Origin of the sequence: Pseudomonas sp. NS1(2017), from assembly GCF_002269425.1 — a bacterium.
GTDB classification, from domain to species: domain Bacteria; phylum Pseudomonadota; class Gammaproteobacteria; order Pseudomonadales; family Pseudomonadaceae; genus Aquipseudomonas; species Aquipseudomonas reactans.
This window is the reverse complement of sequence record NZ_CP022960.1, coordinates 712729-732931: the sequence shown is the minus strand read 5'-3', so window position 1 is coordinate 732931 and position 20203 is coordinate 712729. Positions and strand designations below refer to the sequence as shown.

At 57.6% G+C, this 20203-nt stretch carries 22 protein-coding genes, 1 tRNA gene and 1 pseudogene; 6 read left to right on the top strand and 18 right to left on the bottom strand.

All coding sequences use genetic code 11. The features are described 5' to 3' along the window. The 5 genes and pseudogenes from CI807_RS31645 to CI807_RS03545 form a co-directional block, all read right to left on the bottom strand. A pseudogene (locus CI807_RS31645) lies at nt 1-111 on the bottom strand (phage tail protein); the annotation flags it as partial. After that, nucleotides 108-569, bottom strand: a complete 462-nt coding sequence (locus CI807_RS03560; RefSeq protein WP_095013750.1) for a head completion/stabilization protein — start codon at nt 567-569, stop codon at nt 108-110. The pseudogene CI807_RS31645 and the gene CI807_RS03560, both read right to left, overlap by 4 nt. Nucleotides 570-667: 98 nt before the next feature. Next, nucleotides 668-1384 (bottom strand): phage terminase small subunit, encoded by a 717-nt coding sequence (gpM, locus tag CI807_RS03555; protein ID WP_095013749.1) that lies wholly within the window; start codon nt 1382-1384, stop codon nt 668-670. After that, the gene (locus CI807_RS03550; protein ID WP_095013748.1) at nt 1384-2400 is read right to left on the bottom strand and encodes a phage major capsid protein, P2 family; all 1017 of its coding nucleotides are present in this window, start codon (nt 2398-2400) and stop codon (nt 1384-1386) included. Before CI807_RS03550 ends, gpM begins: the two co-directional genes overlap by 1 nt. Nucleotide 2401: 1 nt before the next feature. Beyond that, the gene (locus CI807_RS03545; RefSeq protein ID WP_095013747.1) at nt 2402-3304 is read right to left on the bottom strand and encodes a GPO family capsid scaffolding protein; all 903 of its coding nucleotides are present in this window, start codon (nt 3302-3304) and stop codon (nt 2402-2404) included. 162 nt (nt 3305-3466) lie between these two features. On the opposite strand from CI807_RS03545, the gene CI807_RS03540 reads away from it, so the two are divergent. From CI807_RS03540 to CI807_RS03530, 3 genes are all read left to right on the top strand, one after another. Continuing rightward, on the top strand, nt 3467-5530 hold the full coding sequence (locus CI807_RS03540; RefSeq protein ID WP_095013746.1) for a terminase large subunit domain-containing protein: 2064 nt from the start codon (nt 3467-3469) through the stop codon (nt 5528-5530). Beyond that, nucleotides 5442-6308 (top strand): phage portal protein, encoded by an 867-nt coding sequence (locus CI807_RS31640; protein WP_256578777.1) that lies wholly within the window; start codon nt 5442-5444, stop codon nt 6306-6308. The genes CI807_RS03540 and CI807_RS31640 overlap by 89 nt, the downstream gene beginning before the upstream one ends. A gap of 79 nt (nt 6309-6387) precedes the next feature. After that, entirely contained in the window at nt 6388-6645 is a 258-nt protein-coding gene (locus CI807_RS03530) for an ogr/Delta-like zinc finger family protein (protein WP_095013744.1), read from the top strand. On the opposite strand, the gene CI807_RS31230 is transcribed toward CI807_RS03530, so the two are convergent. The 10 genes from CI807_RS31230 to CI807_RS03490 form a co-directional block, all read right to left on the bottom strand. Beyond that, nucleotides 6621-6833, bottom strand: a complete 213-nt coding sequence (locus CI807_RS31230) for a hypothetical protein (protein WP_157741987.1) — start codon at nt 6831-6833, stop codon at nt 6621-6623. The genes CI807_RS03530 and CI807_RS31230 overlap by 25 nt on opposite strands. A gap of 609 nt (nt 6834-7442) precedes the next feature. After that, nucleotides 7443-7679, bottom strand: coding sequence for a hypothetical protein (locus CI807_RS03525; protein WP_095013743.1), 237 nt, complete (start codon nt 7677-7679; stop codon nt 7443-7445). Beyond that, nucleotides 7673-7903: an Arc family DNA-binding protein gene (locus CI807_RS32010; RefSeq protein ID WP_095013742.1), complete on the bottom strand. Its 231-nt coding sequence runs from the start codon at nt 7901-7903 to the stop codon at nt 7673-7675. The genes CI807_RS03525 and CI807_RS32010 overlap by 7 nt, the downstream gene beginning before the upstream one ends. Continuing rightward, a complete protein-coding gene (locus CI807_RS03515) occupies nt 7900-8316 on the bottom strand; it encodes a DUF2528 family protein (RefSeq protein WP_095013741.1) in 417 nt (138 codons plus the stop codon). The genes CI807_RS32010 and CI807_RS03515 overlap by 4 nt, the downstream gene beginning before the upstream one ends. Then, nucleotides 8313-8585 carry a hypothetical protein gene (locus CI807_RS03510; RefSeq protein ID WP_095013740.1) on the bottom strand — a complete coding sequence of 91 codons (273 nt, stop codon included), beginning with the start codon at nt 8583-8585 and terminating at the stop codon, nt 8313-8315. Before CI807_RS03510 ends, CI807_RS03515 begins: the two co-directional genes overlap by 4 nt. Nucleotides 8586-8647: 62 nt before the next feature. Then, entirely contained in the window at nt 8648-8899 is a 252-nt protein-coding gene (locus CI807_RS03505; protein ID WP_157741985.1) for a hypothetical protein, read from the bottom strand. 11 nt (nt 8900-8910) lie between these two features. Further along, nucleotides 8911-9204 carry a hypothetical protein gene (locus tag CI807_RS03500; protein WP_095013738.1) on the bottom strand — a complete coding sequence of 98 codons (294 nt, stop codon included), beginning with the start codon at nt 9202-9204 and terminating at the stop codon, nt 8911-8913. A 56-nt stretch (nt 9205-9260) separates the two neighbouring features. Beyond that, nucleotides 9261-9692 carry a hypothetical protein gene (locus CI807_RS31225; RefSeq protein WP_157741983.1) on the bottom strand — a complete coding sequence of 144 codons (432 nt, stop codon included), beginning with the start codon at nt 9690-9692 and terminating at the stop codon, nt 9261-9263. After that, nucleotides 9692-12382 carry a toprim domain-containing protein gene (locus tag CI807_RS03495; RefSeq protein ID WP_095013737.1) on the bottom strand — a complete coding sequence of 897 codons (2691 nt, stop codon included), beginning with the start codon at nt 12380-12382 and terminating at the stop codon, nt 9692-9694. The genes CI807_RS31225 and CI807_RS03495 overlap by 1 nt, the downstream gene beginning before the upstream one ends. 9 nt (nt 12383-12391) lie before the next feature. Further along, on the bottom strand, nt 12392-12619 hold the full coding sequence (locus CI807_RS03490) for a hypothetical protein (protein ID WP_095013736.1): 228 nt from the start codon (nt 12617-12619) through the stop codon (nt 12392-12394). A gap of 85 nt (nt 12620-12704) precedes the next feature. Between CI807_RS03490 and CI807_RS03485 the strand changes: the two genes are divergently transcribed. Genes CI807_RS03485 through CI807_RS03475 form a run of 3 tightly spaced genes read left to right on the top strand, consistent with a single transcriptional unit; the run spans nt 12705 to nt 14276 of the window. Next, nucleotides 12705-12953 (top strand): helix-turn-helix transcriptional regulator, encoded by a 249-nt coding sequence (locus tag CI807_RS03485; protein ID WP_095013735.1) that lies wholly within the window; start codon nt 12705-12707, stop codon nt 12951-12953. Then, a complete protein-coding gene (locus CI807_RS03480) occupies nt 12950-13189 on the top strand; it encodes a helix-turn-helix transcriptional regulator (protein ID WP_095013734.1) in 240 nt (79 codons plus the stop codon). Before CI807_RS03485 ends, CI807_RS03480 begins: the two co-directional genes overlap by 4 nt. Nucleotides 13190-13193: 4 nt before the next feature. Further along, nucleotides 13194-14276 (top strand): tyrosine-type recombinase/integrase, encoded by a 1083-nt coding sequence (locus CI807_RS03475; protein ID WP_095013733.1) that lies wholly within the window; start codon nt 13194-13196, stop codon nt 14274-14276. Nucleotides 14277-14377: 101 nt separating this feature from the next. On the opposite strand, the gene CI807_RS03470 is transcribed toward CI807_RS03475, so the two are convergent. The 3 genes from CI807_RS03470 to rpoD all read right to left on the bottom strand — a co-directional run bounded on the left by CI807_RS03470 (nt 14378) and on the right by rpoD (nt 20185). After that, nucleotides 14378-14454 (bottom strand) — tRNA-Ile (locus tag CI807_RS03470). A 15-nt stretch (nt 14455-14469) separates the two neighbouring features. Continuing rightward, nucleotides 14470-18213 (bottom strand): bifunctional diguanylate cyclase/phosphodiesterase, encoded by a 3744-nt coding sequence (locus CI807_RS03465; RefSeq protein WP_095013732.1) that lies wholly within the window; start codon nt 18211-18213, stop codon nt 14470-14472. A gap of 121 nt (nt 18214-18334) precedes the next feature. Beyond that, nucleotides 18335-20185 carry an RNA polymerase sigma factor RpoD gene (gene rpoD, locus CI807_RS03460; protein WP_016977864.1) on the bottom strand — a complete coding sequence of 617 codons (1851 nt, stop codon included), beginning with the start codon at nt 20183-20185 and terminating at the stop codon, nt 18335-18337. Nucleotides 20186-20203: the final 18 nt, after the last annotated feature.

Here is a 20203-nt window from a genome sequence, read left to right as displayed (position 1 = left end):
CGGCTTCCAGATCAATTCCAACTGCACCTGGTCAGTCCAGCTATCGAGCTGTTCCGGCGCGACCAGGTTGCGATCGAGCAGGTAGCGGGTCAGGGTCTGGAGCTTGATCACAGCAGCGCCGCCGTGATGCGGCCACGGCCCTGGAGCGACCGCACAGCGGCCTGGCTAAAGGCGAGGAAGGTTTCCGACCGCTCCGGCAGTTCCTTTCCAGTGTTCTCAGCGCTCTCACGGCGGGTCACAGTGGCGAACTGGGTCAGTAGGCTGGCCTTGGCGCGGCAATAAACGGCGCGCTTGTACGTCGCTGCTTGAAATGTGCGTTCCGGCAGCACCATAGGGTCAGCAGATTCCAAGCTGGAGACTCCAGCGGACTGCCAACGGGATTTGCAGATAGCCAGGTCGTTGTTGACCTCAACCATTGCAGTGGTCAAATCAGCGCCCAGCATCTCACCCAGATACTCACCAGGAAGGCGATAGGCCTTTTGGAACTCCGTCACGGACAGGTCAGGCCAGAAGCCGTCGTTGCCGATCTGCTGTTCCACAAACTTAGTGGGGTTGCCTGAAAAGCTCATTGCTGGGCGCTCGAATAGGGGCGGGAAAACTGTTTCAGTGGGTCAGGGCCATAAATGGTTGGCTCACATCCACAGTTTCTCGCCGGGGGGGGAGTCGGTTATTCGGTGGCTTTGGTAGCCAGTTCTTTTGCCAGGGCCTTGCGGGCACCGTCGAGGCGTGTACCCACACCAACGGCAGCGTGCAGCTCCGTGGCGCGTTCAAAGTGGGTGATGGCCTTCGTCCATTCCCTGGCGTCCAGGGCGCGGATCCCAAGCAACTTGTGGTACTTGGCCGGAATCTGCTCGGTGAGCTGCCATTCGCCATCGACACGCGGCAGTAGGTCGGACACATACGGTTCCGGACTGCGACCGGCCTTCTGCTCGGCCTCAGCCCACTCGATCACCGCATCGGCGACAAAGGTCGGCACGTCGCGCTTGAAACGCTCAGGCATCGGCTGGTTTTGCTCCATGGCGAAGTTCGCCAGATCCAGGCCTGCTTCGAATTGCACCGTGTCGAACAGCCAGACCAGGACCTGCATCACCACCGAGTTCGGGAAACTCAATCCGGAATCGCGGTAGCGCTGCACATAGTCCAGGTACTTGGGCAGCAGCTCGTCACGCTTAAGCTGCTGACGCAGTTCGCGGCTGTTGATCGCACTGACACGCTCCAGGTCCTGGGCCAATGCGTCTTCCATCAACTTCAGGTGCTTCTTGGCGTTGGCTGGGCTGGACAGCGCGGTGGCGGATGAATACACCACCGCTTCGGCACCGGCGCGTGCAGCAGCTGCAGGGCCTTCGGCTTGAACGCGGCGCTTGTGCGCCAGTGCCAGGCTCATCAGATCAACTCCACGTTTTCAGCAGCCGCGAATTTCTCCAGCTGCTCGATCACGTAGCCTTCGTTGCGGCCGTTGTAATCCTCGACGCGGGAGCGTTTCGGGTTCTCGATCAGGTGACGACGCCAGCTGCTGTCCTGGAAGTAAATCGACAGGTTGTCCCAGCTGGTGACGACCACGGCGTTGACCGGGAAGTGCGGGACGGTGAAAGTCGGCAGCCCGCCGTAGGTCGCAATCACCTGGGCGCTTTCGATGCGTTCCTTCTCGGTGGGTTTGCCCGCCTGGTTGGAATACAGCTTGGCCTTGTCTGCAGCCAGCAGATCACTGCCGACGATCGCCACCAGGTCGCCGCCATCACGGAACACCGAGCTGATCATTTGTTTGGTGTCATGCACCAGGGCATCGAGGTTTTCGTAGTCGCCGCCGGCGCCGAGAGTGATTTTTCCGTCGGCCGCGCCTTCCTGCAGAACCTGCTCAGGAATCTGCTCGCGAGCCAGTTGCAGCCAACCCTTGTTGACGTCCTGCAGCATCGGGTTGGTGGCCAGGTTGGTCTGGGTAGCAGCGGTGACGCCGTGCCAACCGATCATGATGCGGTCCAGGGCGATCTGCTTCTGTACCGCTGCCGAGTAGCGATCGGCGAAGTCCGGGAATTTCGCCCAGCTGTCGATCTTGGCGAACGGCAGGCCGACATCCGATTCGGTGGCGAACAGCTCATAGCCCAAACCGTTCAGGTCGGAAACGTCTTTGGCTTCGCGATCGGTGGTCTTGGTGTTGGTGCGGCTGGTCACAGGACCATTCACCCCGAACATGACCTTTTGGCCCTTGATTTCGGTAACCGGCACGACGTTGATGCGCTCGAGGAAATCGGCACGCTCAGTGATCTTGTCGTTCAGTTCCTGGGCGATGCTCGGCTCGACGTTGAACTGGCGAGTCACGTCGACGCTGTAGGTTTCGCCGATCGCTTCACGCAGGGCGGCGTATTGCTTCAGGGCGCGGTTGGACAGAGATTGTTGGCTCATATCACAGCACCCGCTTTTTGGCGCCGGCAGGGCCGGTGACGCGTGGAACCTGGCGAGTGCTGACGGTGTTAAACGCCTTGTTCAGCAGTTTCTCGATGTTGGCTAAACGCTTGTCCGCGTTGCCATTACGGGCGAACTCACGATCAGCGGCTGCCTGCTCGACGATGTCGGAAACAGCGGTTTCAACATCGTCGACTTCGTCAACGATAGGATCCACGACTTCTTCTGTGACTGGCTCGATCACGGCCTGAATGCCTGCAGCAACAAGCAACAGCTGCTCCAGCAGTGCCTTCAGCGCCTTGGCTGTAGCTTCATCCATTGGGGGTTTGCTCTCGGTTGGGGTTTGCGGGGATGCGGGGTTTTCTTCGAGGCCGAAGCGCTTGAACAGGCCCGCAAACATGGCGGCGAGCTTGCTGATTTCGCCTTGCGCCTGGGGCTCGCGGAATGGGCCAAGCTCCAGGGAGGCGGCGTAATAGGCGGCCTTACTGGTCTTCTTCGAAAAGTAGAGTTCTTGAGTCCCCAGGCTGGCCGGTTCGTCGGTCACCGCTAGGCCGGTCAGGTAGGCTTTACCGGTGTTCGCGAAGTTGGGGGTGATCTCGATACTGGTGAACAGCTTTTCGCCTTGGTCGTTGAGCCACAGCAATTTGTCGTTGGGCTTCAACTGCGCCTCGAGGGCGACTTGACCAGGTGCCAGATCCTCGGCCTCTTCGATCAGGCGCACGGCAAAGACGGTGCCATGAGAGCCATACCAGCGTTCGTGATCGCACCAGATCACCGCCGTGTAAGTGGCGGCTTTGTAGGTATCAGCGATATCGCGCAGTTCCTGGGGAAGGATCTCGCGGCCATCTACGGTCGGGCCGCTGGTGGCGACACGTTTCCAGAACGAAACAAGAGAACGGGGCATGGGCGATAACTGCGCTCAATCGGTGATTTGAGCCGCCACGATAGGCACCGGCAGACCACCAAACAAACGGTTCACTTTTGCGCTGGTCCTATTTCGCCGATATCGGAGGAACGCGGATTTTAACCCCGCGTTTCTCACGTTTTCGCCGCATAGACTGCGGCCATGCCATACGCCCCCGAACTTAAAGAAGCTGCCAAACGCCTTTATTTGCGCCGCTGCAAGCCGCGTGAAATTCAGGCGCAATTGTCCCTGCCCAACATCCGGATCATTTACTACTGGATCCGCCAGGGTGAGTGGGACGACATGTTGTCGGATGAAGAACCACTGACGGCCGTTGGCCGGCGGATCACCCTCATCCTGGACAAAACCACGTCGTTGACCAAAGGCGATCTGGATGAGCTCGACCGGTTGACCACCGTTCGCGAGCGGCTATTGAAGCAATCCGCAAAACCGGTACCGGCGCCGATCGGCGATCTGCCGGCGGACGATGGGCAGCGTCGAGAAGGACAGCGCAACGAGCGACGTGACCGAGGTGATCGCGGCGAAAAGGGCGGAAAGAAGCGCGAGAAGAAAGCCAAAAACGAAGTCGGCGAGCTGACGGAAGTGGACTTTCTCGACAAGTTCATCAGCAAAATGTACGGCTACCAGAAAGAGCTGTTCGCCGCCAAACAGAACCCACTGACAGCGCGGATCCGCAACATCCTGAAAAGCCGCCAAGTGGGTCTGACGTACTACTTCGCCGGCGAAGCATTCATGGACGCGGTGCTGACCGGTGACAATCAGATTTTCCTGTCTGCCAGCCGCGCCCAGTCCGAGATCTTCCGCAGCTACATCATTTCATTTGCCCAGGAATGGTTCGGCCTGGAGCTGACCGGCAACCCGATCGTGCTGAGCAAAGACGGCAAGCCATGGGCCGAACTGCGCTTTCTCAGCACCAACAGCAGCACGGCCCAGGGTCACCATGGCCACGTCTACGTCGACGAGTACTTCTGGATCCGCGATTTCGAGAAGCTGAACACCGTCGCCAGCGCCATGGCCACCCATAAAAAGTGGCGTAAGACCTACTTTTCCACCCCCAGCGCAGTGTCGCACCAGGCGTACCCGTTCTGGACCGGCGAGAAATTCCGCAACAGCAAACGCAAAAACGCCAAGGATCCATGGCCCAGCGAAGCCCAAGCCGCGGCTGGCACGCTGTGTCCGGACGGGCAATGGCGCAAGGTCATCACCATCCTCGACGCAATTGCCGGCGGCTGCGATCTGTTCGACCTCGAGCAGCTGCAGTTGGAGTACGACGAGGACAAATTTCAACAGCTGTTCATGTGCAAGTTCATCGACAGCACGCAAAGCGCCTTTTCCCTGGTCGACCTTGAACGCTGCTACTCCGACCTGTCGTTGTGGACCGACTACGATCCGGACGACCCGCGCCCATTCGGCAACAGTCCCGTGTGGATTGGCTACGACCCGAGCCGCACCCGCGACGATGCCAGTTGTGTGGTCATCGCCCCGCCGCTCGAGGACGGCGGCAAGTTCCGGATTCTGGAGAAACACAGCTGGCGTGGGCAGTCGTTCAAGTACCAGGCCGAGCAGGTCAAAAAACTCACCGAGCGTTTCAACGTCCAGCACATCGGCATCGACACCACCGGCATCGGTTACGGCGTGTTCGACCTGGTGCGCGATTTTTACCCACGTGCGACCTCAATCCACTACAGCCTCGAAACCAAAAACACTCTGGTGCTTAAAGCACAGGACACGATTCAGGGCAGCCGGATCGAGTGGGATGCAGGCTGGAATGACATCGCTCAGGCGTTCCTGACGATCAAGCGCGGCACCACAGGCGGTGGCCAGGTCACCTACAGCGCATCGCGCACCGACGCTTCCGGTCATGCAGATATCGCCTGGGCAATCATGCATGCCCTGGCCCACGAACCCCTCAACACCAACAAACAGCGGCGCAGCCGCTACACACTCAGCGGACCAAGCACCCATGGGCAAACCAGCAAAAAACCAGCCGCAAAAACCAGCACCAGGTCCGATGCGGGCATTTTCATTCGGTGCACCGGAACAGGTCCTGACCGAAAACATCGGGCATTACCTGGGCGTGTTCGCCAGCCACGACGGCAAGACCTACACGCCGCCGGTGTCACGCCAAGGCCTGGCCAAGCTGCTGCGCGCCAACGCTCATCACGGCGCCATTCCCGGGTTCAAGCGCAACCTGCTGCTGCGTGAGTTCATTGCTTCAGAGGGTTGTTCGGTTCAGACCATGAGCCGCGCAGGGTTGGATTTCATGGTGTTCGGTGAGGCGTATTTTCTGCGCAACCGGAATGCCTTCGGCCAAGTGCTGGAAATGGAACACCTACCGGCAATCAACATGCGGGTCAGGGTCGGTGGCGGGTTTGTGATGCTGCTGCCGGACGGCAAAGAGGTGGAATTTGACCAGGACGAGATTGAGCACGTACTCAACTACGACGTGGAACAGAACATCTATGGCGTGCCCGACTACCTGGGTGGCATGCAGGCGCTGTTGCTCAACGAGGCTGCGACCCTGTTCCGTCGGCGCTACTACAGCAACGGTGCGCACGCCGGTTACATCTTCTACACCAACGACCCGAACCTGACCGAGGAAGACGAGGAGTCTTTGCGCGATCAGATCAGTGCGAGCAAGGGCGTGGGCAACTTCCGGTCGATGTTCGTGAACATCCCGGGCGGCGCTGAGAAGGCAATTCAGATCATCCCCGTGGGTGACTTTCAGGCCAAGGACGAACTAGAGAAGGTCAAAAACATAACCCGTAACGATGTGATCGCCGCTTGGCGAATGAACCCGGCACTGGCGGGGATCATCCCGGAAAACAGCGCCGGCTTTGGCGATATTGAAAAGATCGATCGGGTGTATACCAGCAACGAGATCCGGCCGATCTGCCAGCTATTCAATCAGCTCAACGATACGTTGCGGGAGGATCGACGGATTGCCTGGAGAGAGGCGCCGGAACCTACTGCAACTACTTGATGCGGGACTGTTTTAGAGAATGTGCCACTACAGATGTGGCACAATAATGTGCATACGTACACCTTGGGGAAGGGATGCAATGCGGATAATTTGTAGGGATTGTGGCGGGAAAGCTCGGATCGGATCACGTGAGAACATGTCGGTTGAGTACGCCAAGTTGTATTGCCAGTGCCTCGATCCGCGTTGCGGCCATTCCTTTGTGATGAGCCTCAGCTATTCACACCCTTTGCGTCCATCGGCGGCGTCGGTCGACCAGTTGATTTTCGACCGACTACGTGAGCTCCCTGTGTCCAAACAGCGGCAGCTATTCGATCAACTAAGTTCTTTGCCCGCTTGATTGAATACCATCCCTAAATCTCTGGAACATTCCAGCAACCGACCATGACTCCACATCATGGTCGCTACAACTCCGCCGCTTTCCTCTTCATCCAAAGGCTTTGCGCCCACCGCAACACTTAGCGAAATTATAACTTTTGCTACCTCTTCTATGATGTCTCGGGTGGATGTAATAGTACGCTCGTCCATTTTTATGGCTCCATGCAGGGCGGGTCAGATGCGGCGCACTTTACGTATTTGAAAATTAGATTGTCAAATAATATTTTTGGTTGTGTTGACTTGTGTTGACTCAATTTGCAAGTTGCCAATAAAACCAACCTACATCGTTCGACTGTGCCTGGGAAGCAAGCGCTGATTGGGTTTGGTGCCGATTTTTTTGGAATGGCATGGTGCAATATCATCGTAAGTAGTCACGAAACACCGGACAAATGTACAAATGATCAAATGTACAAGTAACGAAATAACGAATTAACGATCTGCATGAAACTGTAGTTTCGTGCATACGTACTTACATATGTATGTAAGGCGTTAAAGCGCATTGACGTAAATGCGTTTAAACGCAATGGCGTTGGTGTGGTGTGCTTTCGGGGCTGCCGTTGATTGGAAAAAACACTGAGGCTGAACTTTTTCCGTTCGATATATCGATGCATGAACTACCAATTTCATGCACTGTGGATGATTGACTATCAAGCTTGTAATACGGTTGTGGAGTATAAAATTCAACCGTAAAAAAGGGCGCCGAAGCGCCCTGGTGAAGCTGAAACACTGTGCGAATTTTAGCCGCTAAAGTGTGTCGGATTATTGCGGTTGAGGCGTGAGCGTGACAACTCCGTAACGGCGGTGACCTTGACGGTCTTCGAAGGCTGCGACAACAAATCCTGCCGGCAATGGAATGTGCGCAATGCCATTCCCTGTGTCGTGGTGGAGGAGGGCAGTGGCTTCGACCAGGTGAAAGTCGGAAGGCAGCTCCAGCTGTTTGCGGGCGTGGTCGTACTGTGCCTCACTGATGGCGATGAACTGTCCGTCGATCAGCATGGGGACGCCTCCTTTGATTCCAACGTATCAATGCGTTTGAGCAACTGGGCGATGAGTTCGCTTTGCCTTTCCTGGAGTTGTTCCAAGATGAGGGTTCGCTGCAGGCGGTTGATGATTTCCCCGTTCATGCTGCGGTGATTGAGTCGGGCGACGGCCGCGATCTCAGGGCGTAGGCCCTCCGGCAGGCGCACCACAAATTTGTCATGCTCACGTGAATCGCTCACAGGGCCACCTCTACCAAAGCAACGTCATCAAAACTGGGCTGCTCAACATCAGCTGCGATGACTCGGATGCCACACCAGCCGTATGCACTGCCTGCAATCGTGCCACCCCATCCTTCCTCATCGTGAAAGCTCGAGCTGACGTAGTCCCCGGTCGACGTGTCGGAGAAGCTGGCACCGCCATCCAGAAACGTGTTGATGAGTGAAGTGCCGGCGAGCCGAATCACGGCTCTCACGACATTGCCATTTTCTTGGTCCAGGCGGTCGTCGTGATCCATCCAAAACTCATTGATCATCGTGGCGCGTTCTTCGGTCAGGATGCTGTGATCCACTTCGAGGGTCACCTCGAAGTCCTTCCAGGTGTCTTTGACGATGTAGCGCTTGATAGCGTTTTCCGTTGCTGTCGAATCGCTCATGCGAAATCTCCTACGACAAGGGGTTTTGCGAGTAGCCGTGCGACCACTGCGGCGTCACGCTCTGACAGATCGCCCAAGGTCTGGGCCATGTCGGCCAGGCTTTCGAGTCGAAGGCGGGCGTTCGGTGTTTTGTGGACCAGGTAGCCGATGAGCGCGGCGCCGATTACGGCGGTGGCCAACAATGGGCGTGGCGGCTTAAAGGTGCTGCTGCCTTGCTCTGCCGGTGTGATAGCCTTGCAATTGCTGCTGCTTGGGTGCTGTGCTTGCATGGTGTTGCTCCTCTTGTGGTGGTTGGTGTCGGGGAGCTGCGAACTCCTCGACACCGTCTCTATCAGGCTTGCCGCAACTGGCTTGCCGTGAATACCGGGCGCTGCTCACAGCGCACTTCAAACAATCCCAAGTCGTGACCGTCCACCTCCTGCAGGTGAATGACGGTGACGAACGTTGGTGTTTCCTCTGGGTGATCCCGCCAGTGAGCGGCGGCGGCCAATTCGGCCAACTGCTCAGCGGTGCACATATCCACGTAGCTCGTGGGCAAAGGAAGATGGCCGGGCAACGTGTTTGCGCAGTAACGAATATTCATGGCCCAACCCCTTACGCTTGTTGCACCAGGTGGATAACCAGGTATTCCGGCAACCCGGAATTGATGCCGCGAGCGCGCAGGTCGTGCACTGCTTTGATCTGAGCCCTGGTGCAGTCGTCGGCCAGAAAGTGCTTGGCACCAGCCATCGCCCGCTCAGTGAGCTGATTAAGGAAGTACGGCGTAGTGCAGCTCGCACCGACGATGATTGGGGCGTCGATACCTTGGCTGGCCAGCTCGGATTGAATCGCCTGCAGCTTGGTGGTTTTGCCGGTGCGCATATGGCCGGTGATGACTTGTAGTTGCATGGTCTTGCTCCTTTTTTATCGAGCCTTGATGGCTTGTTTCTGGGTGTTGAACCAAGTCAGAAAAGAAAAACGTGCGCATGGCTGTCGAGGGTCCGGAACATCCGGAACATTTCAAAAGTGATTCGCTGGAGCCCTTGATTTACGTGGCCTGTAGGTCCGTAAAAATGTTCCGGCACTACCGGAACATTCCGGAACACGTTTTTTGGCAGAACCGCTGTAGCCCTTGTGGCGTAAGGGCTACAGCGGTGTTCCGGTAAAAGTGCTGGCCGGAACATTGCCGGAACATGCCGGAACAAATTTGTTCCGGTGCGTTCCGGTTTGTTCCAGTGGCGCCGGAACAGATTTTTGTATGTAACTAACTGAATTAATTGAATATATTTCTTATAAAATTGAATGTTCCGGATGTTCCGGACCGCTTCTGCTTTTGCGCAAGCCATGTCCTCTACACCGTCCAGTGCCCCCCACACACTGCTTGCCATACGTTTCATCAGGCATTCCCCCGCTTACTGAACAGCCAACACCAGATAGAACGCTTCTCCAGGTGCGACCGAACTTTGCGGATCTCGATGAAGGGATGCGTAGCGCTTTGAGGTAAGGCGCGCCGAAGCATGGCTTCGGAAATGACCTCTTGGCCCGCTTGGCGACATGCCTGCTGGAAGTGCTGGATGTTTACGGCGATTACCTGCCGGTCGTTGCTGTGGTTCAGGGTTTCGCGGATCTCTTCCCGGGTTCCGTCTGCGTCGGTGATCGTCACCACGTCTTCGTTTAGGTAGTGGTAGATCTGCCAGAACTGGGCAGCAGTTGGGTGTTCCGATCGGCAACGCTGTTGCCTGGCGATCGCACGCGCCTCCAAGTGACTGGCGAGACTTTCGGTGTCCCTGTCGGTCCAGCTGGGGAACAGCGCCTGAGTAGCGTAGGCGGCAGCAAGGACCTGGGCATGGCACAGGACTATCCGCGCTTCGGTTAGGGCACTGATCGACTGCAGGCGTTGCTCGTAGCGCGGGAATGCCTCGAAGTAACGTTCCAGCCACTGTTTTTCAAAAGACAAGACACGGCGTAGAAAACCGCCCAGCTCCTTGGCTTTCATCGTTTTAAGCCGGTCAGCCATAGGCTTGAGTGCCAGCGAGTGATGGTCCTTGGTGCAGTGCATATGCACGATGCGCGAAAGGATCGCCTCGGAGCCGTCCACACTCTCGTTCTGAGAGATGGCCAAGGCGCCGCGCCAAATGCTGATGCGTGTTTCGTTGCCGCTGGTCTTAGCTCCGGTAACCCGCAACGGGGCGTGATAGTCGAACATCGGCTTCACTTCGTCCCATGCGAATTGCACCGTTACGGTCCGACCTTGAGCGTCGTTGTAAGTCCGGTCAGATTCGATCAGCACAACAGGCAGGTTGCTGACTTCGGAGAAGGCGCGGGACAGGCCCACTGCACTGGCACCCGTTCCGCTGGGCTTGATGCCCTCCATGTTGTCGCGGCCGATCAAGCGCCACAGGAAACGCAGCAATGTGGACTTGCCTGCGCCAGGCTCGCCGGTCAGCTCCAAAAACGGAAATGACGCTTGTTGGGTGCCGATCTGCTGAACGAACAGCGAGGCTGTCCACCAGGACAACGCGGCCAGGCCATTTAAGCTATGGACCGCCAAGAAGTCTGGGAACCACTCAGGATCAAAGTCGGCTCCACGTTCGAACCTGGTGTTTACCAAGGCGGTTTTCACGCCTGCACCTTTGACCTCGATGAAACCGTGGCTATTGACCTGCAGCTCTCTGCCCCCGTGAAAGCCGAACTGGGGATAGCAGTAGGTGCCGGAGTCCTCGTCATAGCCAATAAATGGGAGGCTGCGCACGGTACGTACCGGGCGTTTTTCATCGTTCAGCCATTTGGCTTTGAGCATGGCCAGCTCACGGGCGCCGCCCTCAAAGTTTCCACCTGGTGTGAAGTCGAGCATTGCCCGGACAAATCCGCGCGGTTCTGCGATGGCGCTCGACGGCAGCGGGGCCTGGACGCTGCGGGTCCGATCGGGAAACTGAAAGTCAAAGTAGTAACGTTGCTCGCCGGTGATGATGTCCTTTTCCAGGTAGTCCAAGCTGGGAACGCAGTTCGAGATCTGCGCGATTTTTACATTGCGGGAAAAGATTTCGCGGTTGCCCTCGATCTTGTCCTCGCCCAGATCCTTGCTCAGGTCGCCCTGGTTGACGCGGGCCGAGTAGAGCTGGTGTCGAAACTCCAGAAGATAGAAGCCGGCCGGGCGCCGCAGGTACAGCAAGTAAGCGAGTTTGTTGGTGTTTTCAGCACTGAACAGTTGGCCCCGATAACAAGCGTCCTCCATAAACTTGTCGTTCAGTTCACCATCCCGGTAGACGTCGTCCCAATCGCGTTCGCCAGCGAGCGCTACCCAACCGATCTCGCTCATGCCTCGCAGCATTTTCAGGTACTTGGGGATGTATTTATGGCCGGCTTTGTCGTCATCAAGGCCGATGACCCATGTCACCAGTTTGCCTTTGTGGGCCTCGACGATCTCCCAAGGGAAGTTCACGCAACTGATTGACGCAATAGCCTTGTACCCAGCCAGATGAAGCGCGATGGCGTGGAAGATCCCTTCCACGACGTACACCCGATCGCTCTTCTCGATAGTCTGACCTGGTGGCGTCCAACCATTGTTCTGGTAGCTCATCTCGAACTTAATGCCGGCTTTATCGCCTTTGTTGGCGGCAACCATGCGTTCGTCGATGATCCGTTCCCAGTAGCCGTTGCACAGCGGAAAACGCACGGTGTCGGCCCACTCGCCTGACTTCATTTTGCGTCGAGCTTGTGAATACCAGCCAGCCAGCTTGCCGATATCGAAACCGCGGTTGCGCTGCAGGTAGGCGTCGGCCGTGGCGTTAGGGTTGGTTTCCGTCGCTGGGAAACGCTCGCTCAGGTTTTCGAACAGGTAGCTGTAACGCTCCCGGGTTTTCTGTTCGAACTGGCATTCGTTATCGCGGTTGCACTTCAACTGATAGGGCTTGTCACGGCTGATGAACAGCTTTTCCTTGCCGCAATTCGGGCAGGTGCCCTTCTGCAGGTACTTGTCGCCGATGTCCTTAAAGTCCAGTTCCCTGTCGCCCTCCAGGGCCTCGATCACGTCGCGCCGATAAATCTCGTCGAACTGGTCCTGAGTGATGCGTGTTCTTGCGTTCATTACCGCCCCTCAGCGCTTGGAGGCGGTTTGTTTGGCGGACACTCGTTCTGCTTGATCCGCAGCTTCCATGGCCAGAGCCACCATATTGATCAGCAATGCCTCCTTTGATCCTTCTGTCTTGGCACGGACGAGAATCCGGCCGCGCTCAATGTCGTTACGGATTGCCCGTTCTGATTGCCCCGACCGCCGAGCAAGCTCGCGAACTGTGGTGTAAGGCGTGTCTATGGTGATCTGCATTTGATAAGCTCCTTAGTCATATGTGCAGTAAAAGTACACATATGAGGATACTAAGTACTCAAATGAGTAAGGTCAAGGGGCGTACATGGAACTCGGGCAAAAGCTCAAGGAAATTCGTTTAACCGAGCGACTGACTCAGTCGGAAATCTGCGAAGTGACGGGGATCAAGCTTGGGACATGGAAGGGATACGAATATGGGGCACGAAAGGAGGTGAGCTCGGGCGAATTACTGAAGATCACAACCCATCCCCGGTTTATCAAGTACGCGCTATGGCTGGTGACGGATCAGACAGCACCTGCTTGCGGGCAGATCAGCCCGGTGATTGGCCAATGAATCTCGGTGAAAAGCTGCGCCTGATACGTACTCGGGAGCGACTGACTCAGTCTGAGATGTGTGACCTTTCAGGGATTGGTATCAACACTTGGAAAGGATATGAATACGGGCGAAGCAAAACGGTGGCTTCGTCGGAGCTTCTGAAAATCACTCAGCATCCCCAGTTCACCAAATACACAATGTGGCTTATGACCGGCCTGACGATCCCGGAGGCTGGGCAGATCAGCCCCGTGTAAATCCGTGCCGATAAAAAAATTATCAGATGGCCGTTACGAGGTGGACTGCCGCCCCGATGGTAGCTACGGCTATCGCACCCGGCGGATCTTCCGTACCAAAAACGAGGCACTGCATTACCAGAACAAGGTGATGGGTGAGGGCGCCTCGGGCGGCACCGCGAAGCCAGCCAAACATGACTCCAGAAGCATGCTTGACCTAGTTAACCGCTGGTACACCGTCCATGGGCAAACTCTCAAGACTGGTTCACAGCGATTGTCGCTGTTGACCAGCATGGTCAATCGCATGGGTAACCCCAAGGCGCACAAATTCACCTCTGCCCACTTTGCCCAGTACCGGGCCGAGCGAGCCGAGGGGAAGCACTCCAGGGCGAAACCTGGTGCGGGCTATACCAAGCCTGACGAAGACCCGAAACCAATCAGCGCGAACATGCTCAACCACGAGTTGGCCTATCTGACGGCTGTTTTCAACGAGCTGGCGCGGCTGGGTGAGTGGGACAGTGACAATCCGCTGGGTAAGGTTCGCAAGCTGAAATTCGATGAAACCGAGATGGTTTACTTACTGAGCGAGCAGATTGAGGCGCTGCTGGGTGATCTGGCCAAGCGTGATTCAGATGCTGGGCTGATCGCGGAAGTCTGCCTGGCCACCGGCGCCAGGTGGGGCGAAGCGGAGAAGCTTCAGCTGCGCCAGGTGCGCCATAAGCTGATCCACTACAGTCGCACGAAATCCAGCAAGAACCGATCGGTGCCTATCTCCCAGCGCCTCGAGGATCGACTCAAAGCCGCGTTGCCTTTCACGCCCTGTTACAACACCTTCCGCCGTGCCGTTGAGGCCATTGGTCTAGAGCTTCCTGATGGGCAAATGACGCATGTTCTGCGACATACCTTCGCCAGTCATTACATGATGAATGGTGGGGACATCCTGACGCTTCAGCGGGTGTTGGGGCATGCGACGCTGGCCATGACTCAGAAGTACGCGCACTTCAGTCCAGGGCATATGGCTGAGGTGGTTTCGTTGAATCCGTTGGCGAGCATTTTCGAGAAGAAAATGGACGGTGAAGAGCCCGAGGAAACAGCCGTCCGAAAGTGAATTGGACGGATTTTGGACGAAACCCATTTTTTGAAATGGATCACTCCGAAATTTTCAATGGCTAGAAAAGGCGAAAGCCGCGCAGTGCGCGGCTTTCAAGTTGGTGGGCCCACACGGACTTGAACCGTGGACCAAAGGATTATGAGTCCTCTGCTCTGACCAACTGAGCTATAGGCCCTCAGTAGGTCGCGGATTATAACGATGGTTTCCCCGCTGTGCCATCCGAATAATCCTCAATGCTCATACGAAGAAACGTAGCAGCAAAAAGCTCGGGCGGTAGCGGCAGGCTGACGATGTAGCCTTGCATCTGTTCGCAGCCTTCAGCGGCGAGGAAGGCTTGCTGTGCGGGGTTCTCCACGCCTTCGGCGATGATGGTGAATTGCATGCTGTGGCCCAGGGCGATGATGGCGCGCACGATGGCGGCGTCATGGGGGTCGTCGGGCAGGCCGCGGACGAAGGATTGGTCGATCTTGAGGAAGTCCAGGGGCAGGCGCTTGAGGTAGCTGAGGGACGAGTAGCCGGTGCCAAAGTCATCAATCGCAAGCTGTACGCCGAGGTCTTTGAGCTGGTGCAGCACCTCCAGGGCCTCTTCAGCCTGGCTCATGATGAAGTTTTCGGTGATTTCCAGTTGCAGACGACCGGGGGCGAGTCGGTAGTCATGCAGCAACTGTTTGATACGGCCCAATAAGCCGGGGTGACGCAACTGCGCGCCGGCCAGGTTGACCGACAACGGACCGAAATCGTCGAAGTGGCCTTGCCAGGCGTGCATTTGCCGGCAGGCTTGTTCCAGTACCCAGTCGCCAATCTGCAGGATCATGCCGTTTTCTTCGGCCAAGGCGATGAAGTGTTCGGGGGGCACGTCGCCAAAGGTGGGGTGGCGCCAGCGTATCAGGGCTTCGGCACCGATCAGTTCGTGGGTCGTCAGGCTCAGCTTGGGCTGGTAGTAGAGGCTCAGCTCATCGCGCTCGATGGCGCGGCGCAGTTCGTGCTCCAGTGCCACGCGCTCGTTGGCCTGGGCGGTAAGGTCGCGGGTATAGCTTTCGACCCGGTTGCGGCCCTTGGCCTTTGAGCGATACATCGCCGCGTCGGCGTTCTTGACCAGGGTGGCGACGTCGGTGCCGTCCTCGGGGTACAGGCTGGTGCCGATGCTGGCGCTGATAAAAAACTCGTGCTCACCCGCCTGGAACGGCGGCGTGAAGCAGGCCAGCAGTTTATTGGCCAGGTATTGGGCGTCGCTGGCGTGCTGCAGGCCGGGGAGCAGGATGATGAATTCGTCACCGCCCAGGCGGGCGACGGTGTCGATGTCGCGCAGTTGCTCCTTGAGGCGTACGGCGATGTCTTTGAGCAGCAAGTCGCCGATGGGGTGTCCGAGGCTGTCGTTGATGTGTTTGAAACGGTCCAGGTCGAGAAACAACACGGCGCCCTGTTTACCGGTTTCCTGATGGCCGTTGAGGGCCGCTTGCAACCGGCTTTCGAACAGCGTGCGGTTGGGCAGGCCGGTCAAAGGGTCGTGGTGCGCCTGGTAGTCGAGGCGGGCCTGGGCGAGTTTGAGGCTGGAGATGTCGGCAAACACGGCGACGAAGTGCGTGATCAATTGGTCGCGGTTGCGCACGGCGCTGATCGTCAGCCAGCTTGGGTACACTTCGCCGTTCTTACGACGGTTGGAAATCTCGCCCTGCCAGTGGCCCTGGGCAGTCAACTGGTGCCACATAGCGGCGTAAAAGGCGCTGTCATGCAGGCCGGAAGCAAGCAGGCGCGGGGTGTGGCCGAGGGCTTCGGCTTCGCTGTAGCCAGTGATCTCGGTGAAGGCACGGTTGACGGCGCTGATGTTCTGCCGGGTGTCAGTGATCAACACGCCTTCGGCGGTGCTCTCGAACACCGTGGCGGCTTGTTGCAATTTTTCCTGCATCAGCTGGCGTTCGGTGATATCTCGGGCGATGGTCAGCATGCAGTCTTCATCGCCGATCGGCAGTGGGCGGCTGGAAAGCTCGCACAAGCGGATCTGCCCATCGCTGCGGCGGATATGGCAGATGAAGTCACGCACAAAACCATCGCGCTGCATCATCTCCAGCATGTGTTTGCGTTCGTTGAGGTCGACCCATATACCCAGGTCCAAGCTTGATTGGTCCAGGGATGTGACACTGTTGAAACCGGTGATCCGACTGAAACCGTCGTTGACCTCAATCAGCAGGCCATCGCGCTGTCGGCTCAGCAGTAAGCCGTCGGGGGAGGCGTGGAAAGCCTTGGCGAATTTCTCTTCGGAGGTTTGCAGTTGTTGCTGGGTTTCCTTGAGTTGGGTGATGTCGCGCACCACCACCACGATGGCCTCTGTGGTGTCGAGTTGGAACGGTTCGGCGGAAATCAGGCCGGTAAAGGCCTGGCCATTGCTGCGCAGAAAGGGCATTTCCAGGTTGCGGATGCTAGTGGTTTGCACCCGTTGCAGCAGGTCGGGACCGACACCCTGGATACCCCAGATATTCAGCTCGGTAGCGGTTTTACCGATGACCTGTTCGGCCGTCAGGCCAATCTGGTCTTCGAACGCCTTGTTCACCTCCAGCAGGCAGCCATCGGATAACCGAGCAATGACCAGCATGTCCGGGCACTGCTGAAACACCGAGGCGAATTTCTGCTCGGATAGCTGCAAGGCCTCCTCAGTGCGCTTGGCCTCGCTGATATCGATCATCAAGCCGCGCAAAACCGGCTCATGACCATGTTCGATCAGGCTGACAATGTCGCGCACCCATAGGCAACGGCCGTCAGCGGTGATCACCCGGTAATCAATGCTGTGGTCGCGGTTGGCGCGGGTTTCCCGATAGCAGTAGGCCTCGGTGCGGATCAGGTCGGCGGGGTGAATGATATTGCGCCAGAACCCTGGAATCAGCCAATGCGCGCGTGGGTAACCCAGCAAATCTTCGGCGTGGGGCGACACGTAGCTGTAGGTGAAGTCGGTGATACTGGCTTCCCAGGCAATGGCTGAAAGGCTCTCGACCAAGCCGCGATAGTGATATTCGCTGCTGCGCAGTTCCTGTTCGAGGGCTACGCGGCGGGAAATTTCCGAACTGAGTCGGCGATTGATCCTAATCACCACGGCCAATACGGTGCTCAGCAACAGCACGGCAGGCAGGCCGTAAAGCAGCAGGTCGGTCCAGAAGGTACGGTGATCGGTAAAGCTGCCGACCCAATGTTGCTGGATGGCGTCGGTTTCTTGCGGGCTGAGGTCGGCGAGCACCTTGTCCAGGATGCCCACCAGCATTTTATTGTCACGCGGTACGCCCATCGCCAGTTGGTAGCGGTAGGGCGTTTCGCCACTGACGTATAAGCCGTCGAGCTTGAGTTGGCGCAGGCTCCAGACACTGGAGGCGAGATCGCCGACCACTGCATCTACTTCATCGGTGGCCAGGGCTTGCAGCGTCGAGCTGACATTTGGCATGGCGACCAGGTTTAGATCGGGATGATGGGTGCGCAGCAGCTCATGGGGGGCGTAGTTTTCCACCACGGCAATCTTCAAGCCGTAGAGGTCTTTCAGGGTGCGCGGTTTGGCGCCGCCCTCATGGGCCAGGATAACGATGGGGAAGTCCAGGTAAGGCCGGGTGAACGCCATATAGCCCTGGCGTTCCGGTGTGGACATGATGCCCGGCAGCAGGTCGAGTTGGTTGTTGCGGGCCTGCTCCAGGACCGCACTCCAGTTTGCAGGCTCAATCAACTTGACGCGCACGCCGAGGCGATCCTGGATCAGGCGCACATAATCTGCCGCCAAGCCTTGGTAGCGGCCACTCTCGTCACGGTATTCAAAGGGTGGCCATGACGCATCCACCCCGAGGCGCAACTCCTGATGGTCCGCCAGCCAGTCACGCTCATCATCGCTAAGAGTCAATGCGCCAGCCGTTGCGGTCCAAGTCAGCAGCCACAGCAAAAACACAGCCGGCAATCTGGGCATAACGGTCTCGTTATGGCACGGGGAATGTTTCGAGTGTAGACGGGCATTGCGGGGGAGGGGTGTTGCGCGAGGTTTTATCGATACAAAACAAAACCCCCGGCCTGGGCCGGGGGTTCTGGTATCACTCGTCGAGGAAGGAGCGCAGATGCTCGCTTCGCGTCGGGTGGCGCAACTTGCGCAGCGCCTTGGCTTCGATTTGACGGATCCGCTCACGGGTCACGTCAAACTGCTTACCGACTTCCTCAAGGGTGTGGTCGGTATTCATGTCGATGCCGAAACGCATGCGCAGTACCTTGGCTTCACGTGCAGTGAGGCCGGACAGTACGTCGCGAGTCGCTTCTTTCAGGCTCTCAACGGTGGCGACATCGATTGGCGACTGCATGGTCGAGTCTTCGATGAAGTCACCCAGATGGGAGTCTTCGTCATCACCAATCGGGGTTTCCATGGAGATCGGCTCTTTAGCGATCTTCAATACCTTGCGGATCTTATCCTCAGGCATTTCCATGCGTTCGCCCAGCTCTTCCGGGGTCGGTTCGCGACCCATTTCCTGCAACATCTGCCGGGAAATACGGTTGAGCTTGTTGATCGTCTCGATCATGTGCACCGGAATACGGATGGTGCGGGCCTGGTCGGCGATCGAGCGAGTGATCGCCTGACGGATCCACCAGGTGGCATAGGTCGAGAACTTGTAACCACGACGGTATTCGAACTTGTCCACAGCCTTCATCAAGCCGATGTTGCCTTCCTGGATCAGGTCGAGGAATTGCAGGCCACGGTTGGTGTACTTCTTGGCGATGGAGATCACCAGACGCAAGTTCGCTTCAACCATCTCTTTCTTCGCGCGGCGGGCCTTGGCCTCACCGATCGACATGCGACGGTTGATGTCCTTGATCTCGGCAATCGTCAGACCGGTTTCGGTCTCCAATGCTTGCAGCTTCTGCTGGCAACGGATGATGTCCGGCTGCAGGCGACCAATGGCTTCGGCGTATTTCGCCTTGCCCTTGGCCAGTGCGTCGGTCCAGCTTTCATCTACTTCGTTGCTCGGGAACTGACGCAGGAAGTCGGCACGCGGCATGCGCGCGTCACGGACACAGAGCTGCATGATCGCACGCTCTTGTGCACGCAGACGCTCCAGGGCGCTGCGAACCCGCTCAACCAGGCCTTCGAATTGCTTCGGCACCAGCTTGATCGGCATGAACAGCTCAGCCAGGGCCAGCAGCTCGGCGATGGCCTGCTTGTTGGCGCGACCGTGCTTTTTCAGGGCCTTGCGGGTGATTTCCATTTGATCGGAAACCGCACCGAAACGCTGGGCAGCGATGATCGGGTCTGGACCGCTTTCAACTTCGTCTTCGTCGTCGCCGCTGGCTTCAGCGTCGTCGTCTTCGGAGTCGTCGTCCGCTTTCGCAGCCTTGGCATCGACAGGCGGTGGCACTTCGGCGGCAGGCGGCGCAATGCCGTCGTCCGGGTCGATGTAGCCACTCAGCACGTCGGACAGGCGGCCACCTTCGGTGGTGACGCGGGTGTACTCGGAGAGAATATGGTCAACCGTGCCAGGGAAGTGCGCGATTGCGCCCATCACTTCACGGATGCCCTCTTCGATACGCTTGGCGATTTCGATTTCGCCTTCGCGTGTCAGCAGCTCGACGGTACCCATTTCACGCATATACATGCGCACAGGGTCGGTGGTACGACCGATATCGGTCTCCACAGCAGCCAGCGCGGCAGCCGCTTCTTCAGCGGCAGCCTCGTCGGTATCGGCGTCCGCCAGCATAAGGGAATCCTTATCTGGCGCAGCTTCGAATACGTTGATCCCCATGTCGTTAATCATGCGGATGATGTCTTCCACCTGCTCTGGATCTGAAATATCCTCAGGCAGGTGGTCGTTGACCTCCGCGTAAGTCAGGTAACCCTGCTCACGACCGAGAACGATCAACTCTTTGATACGAGACTGCTGTTGCGCTTTTCCGGACATAACACCCTATCCACTGAA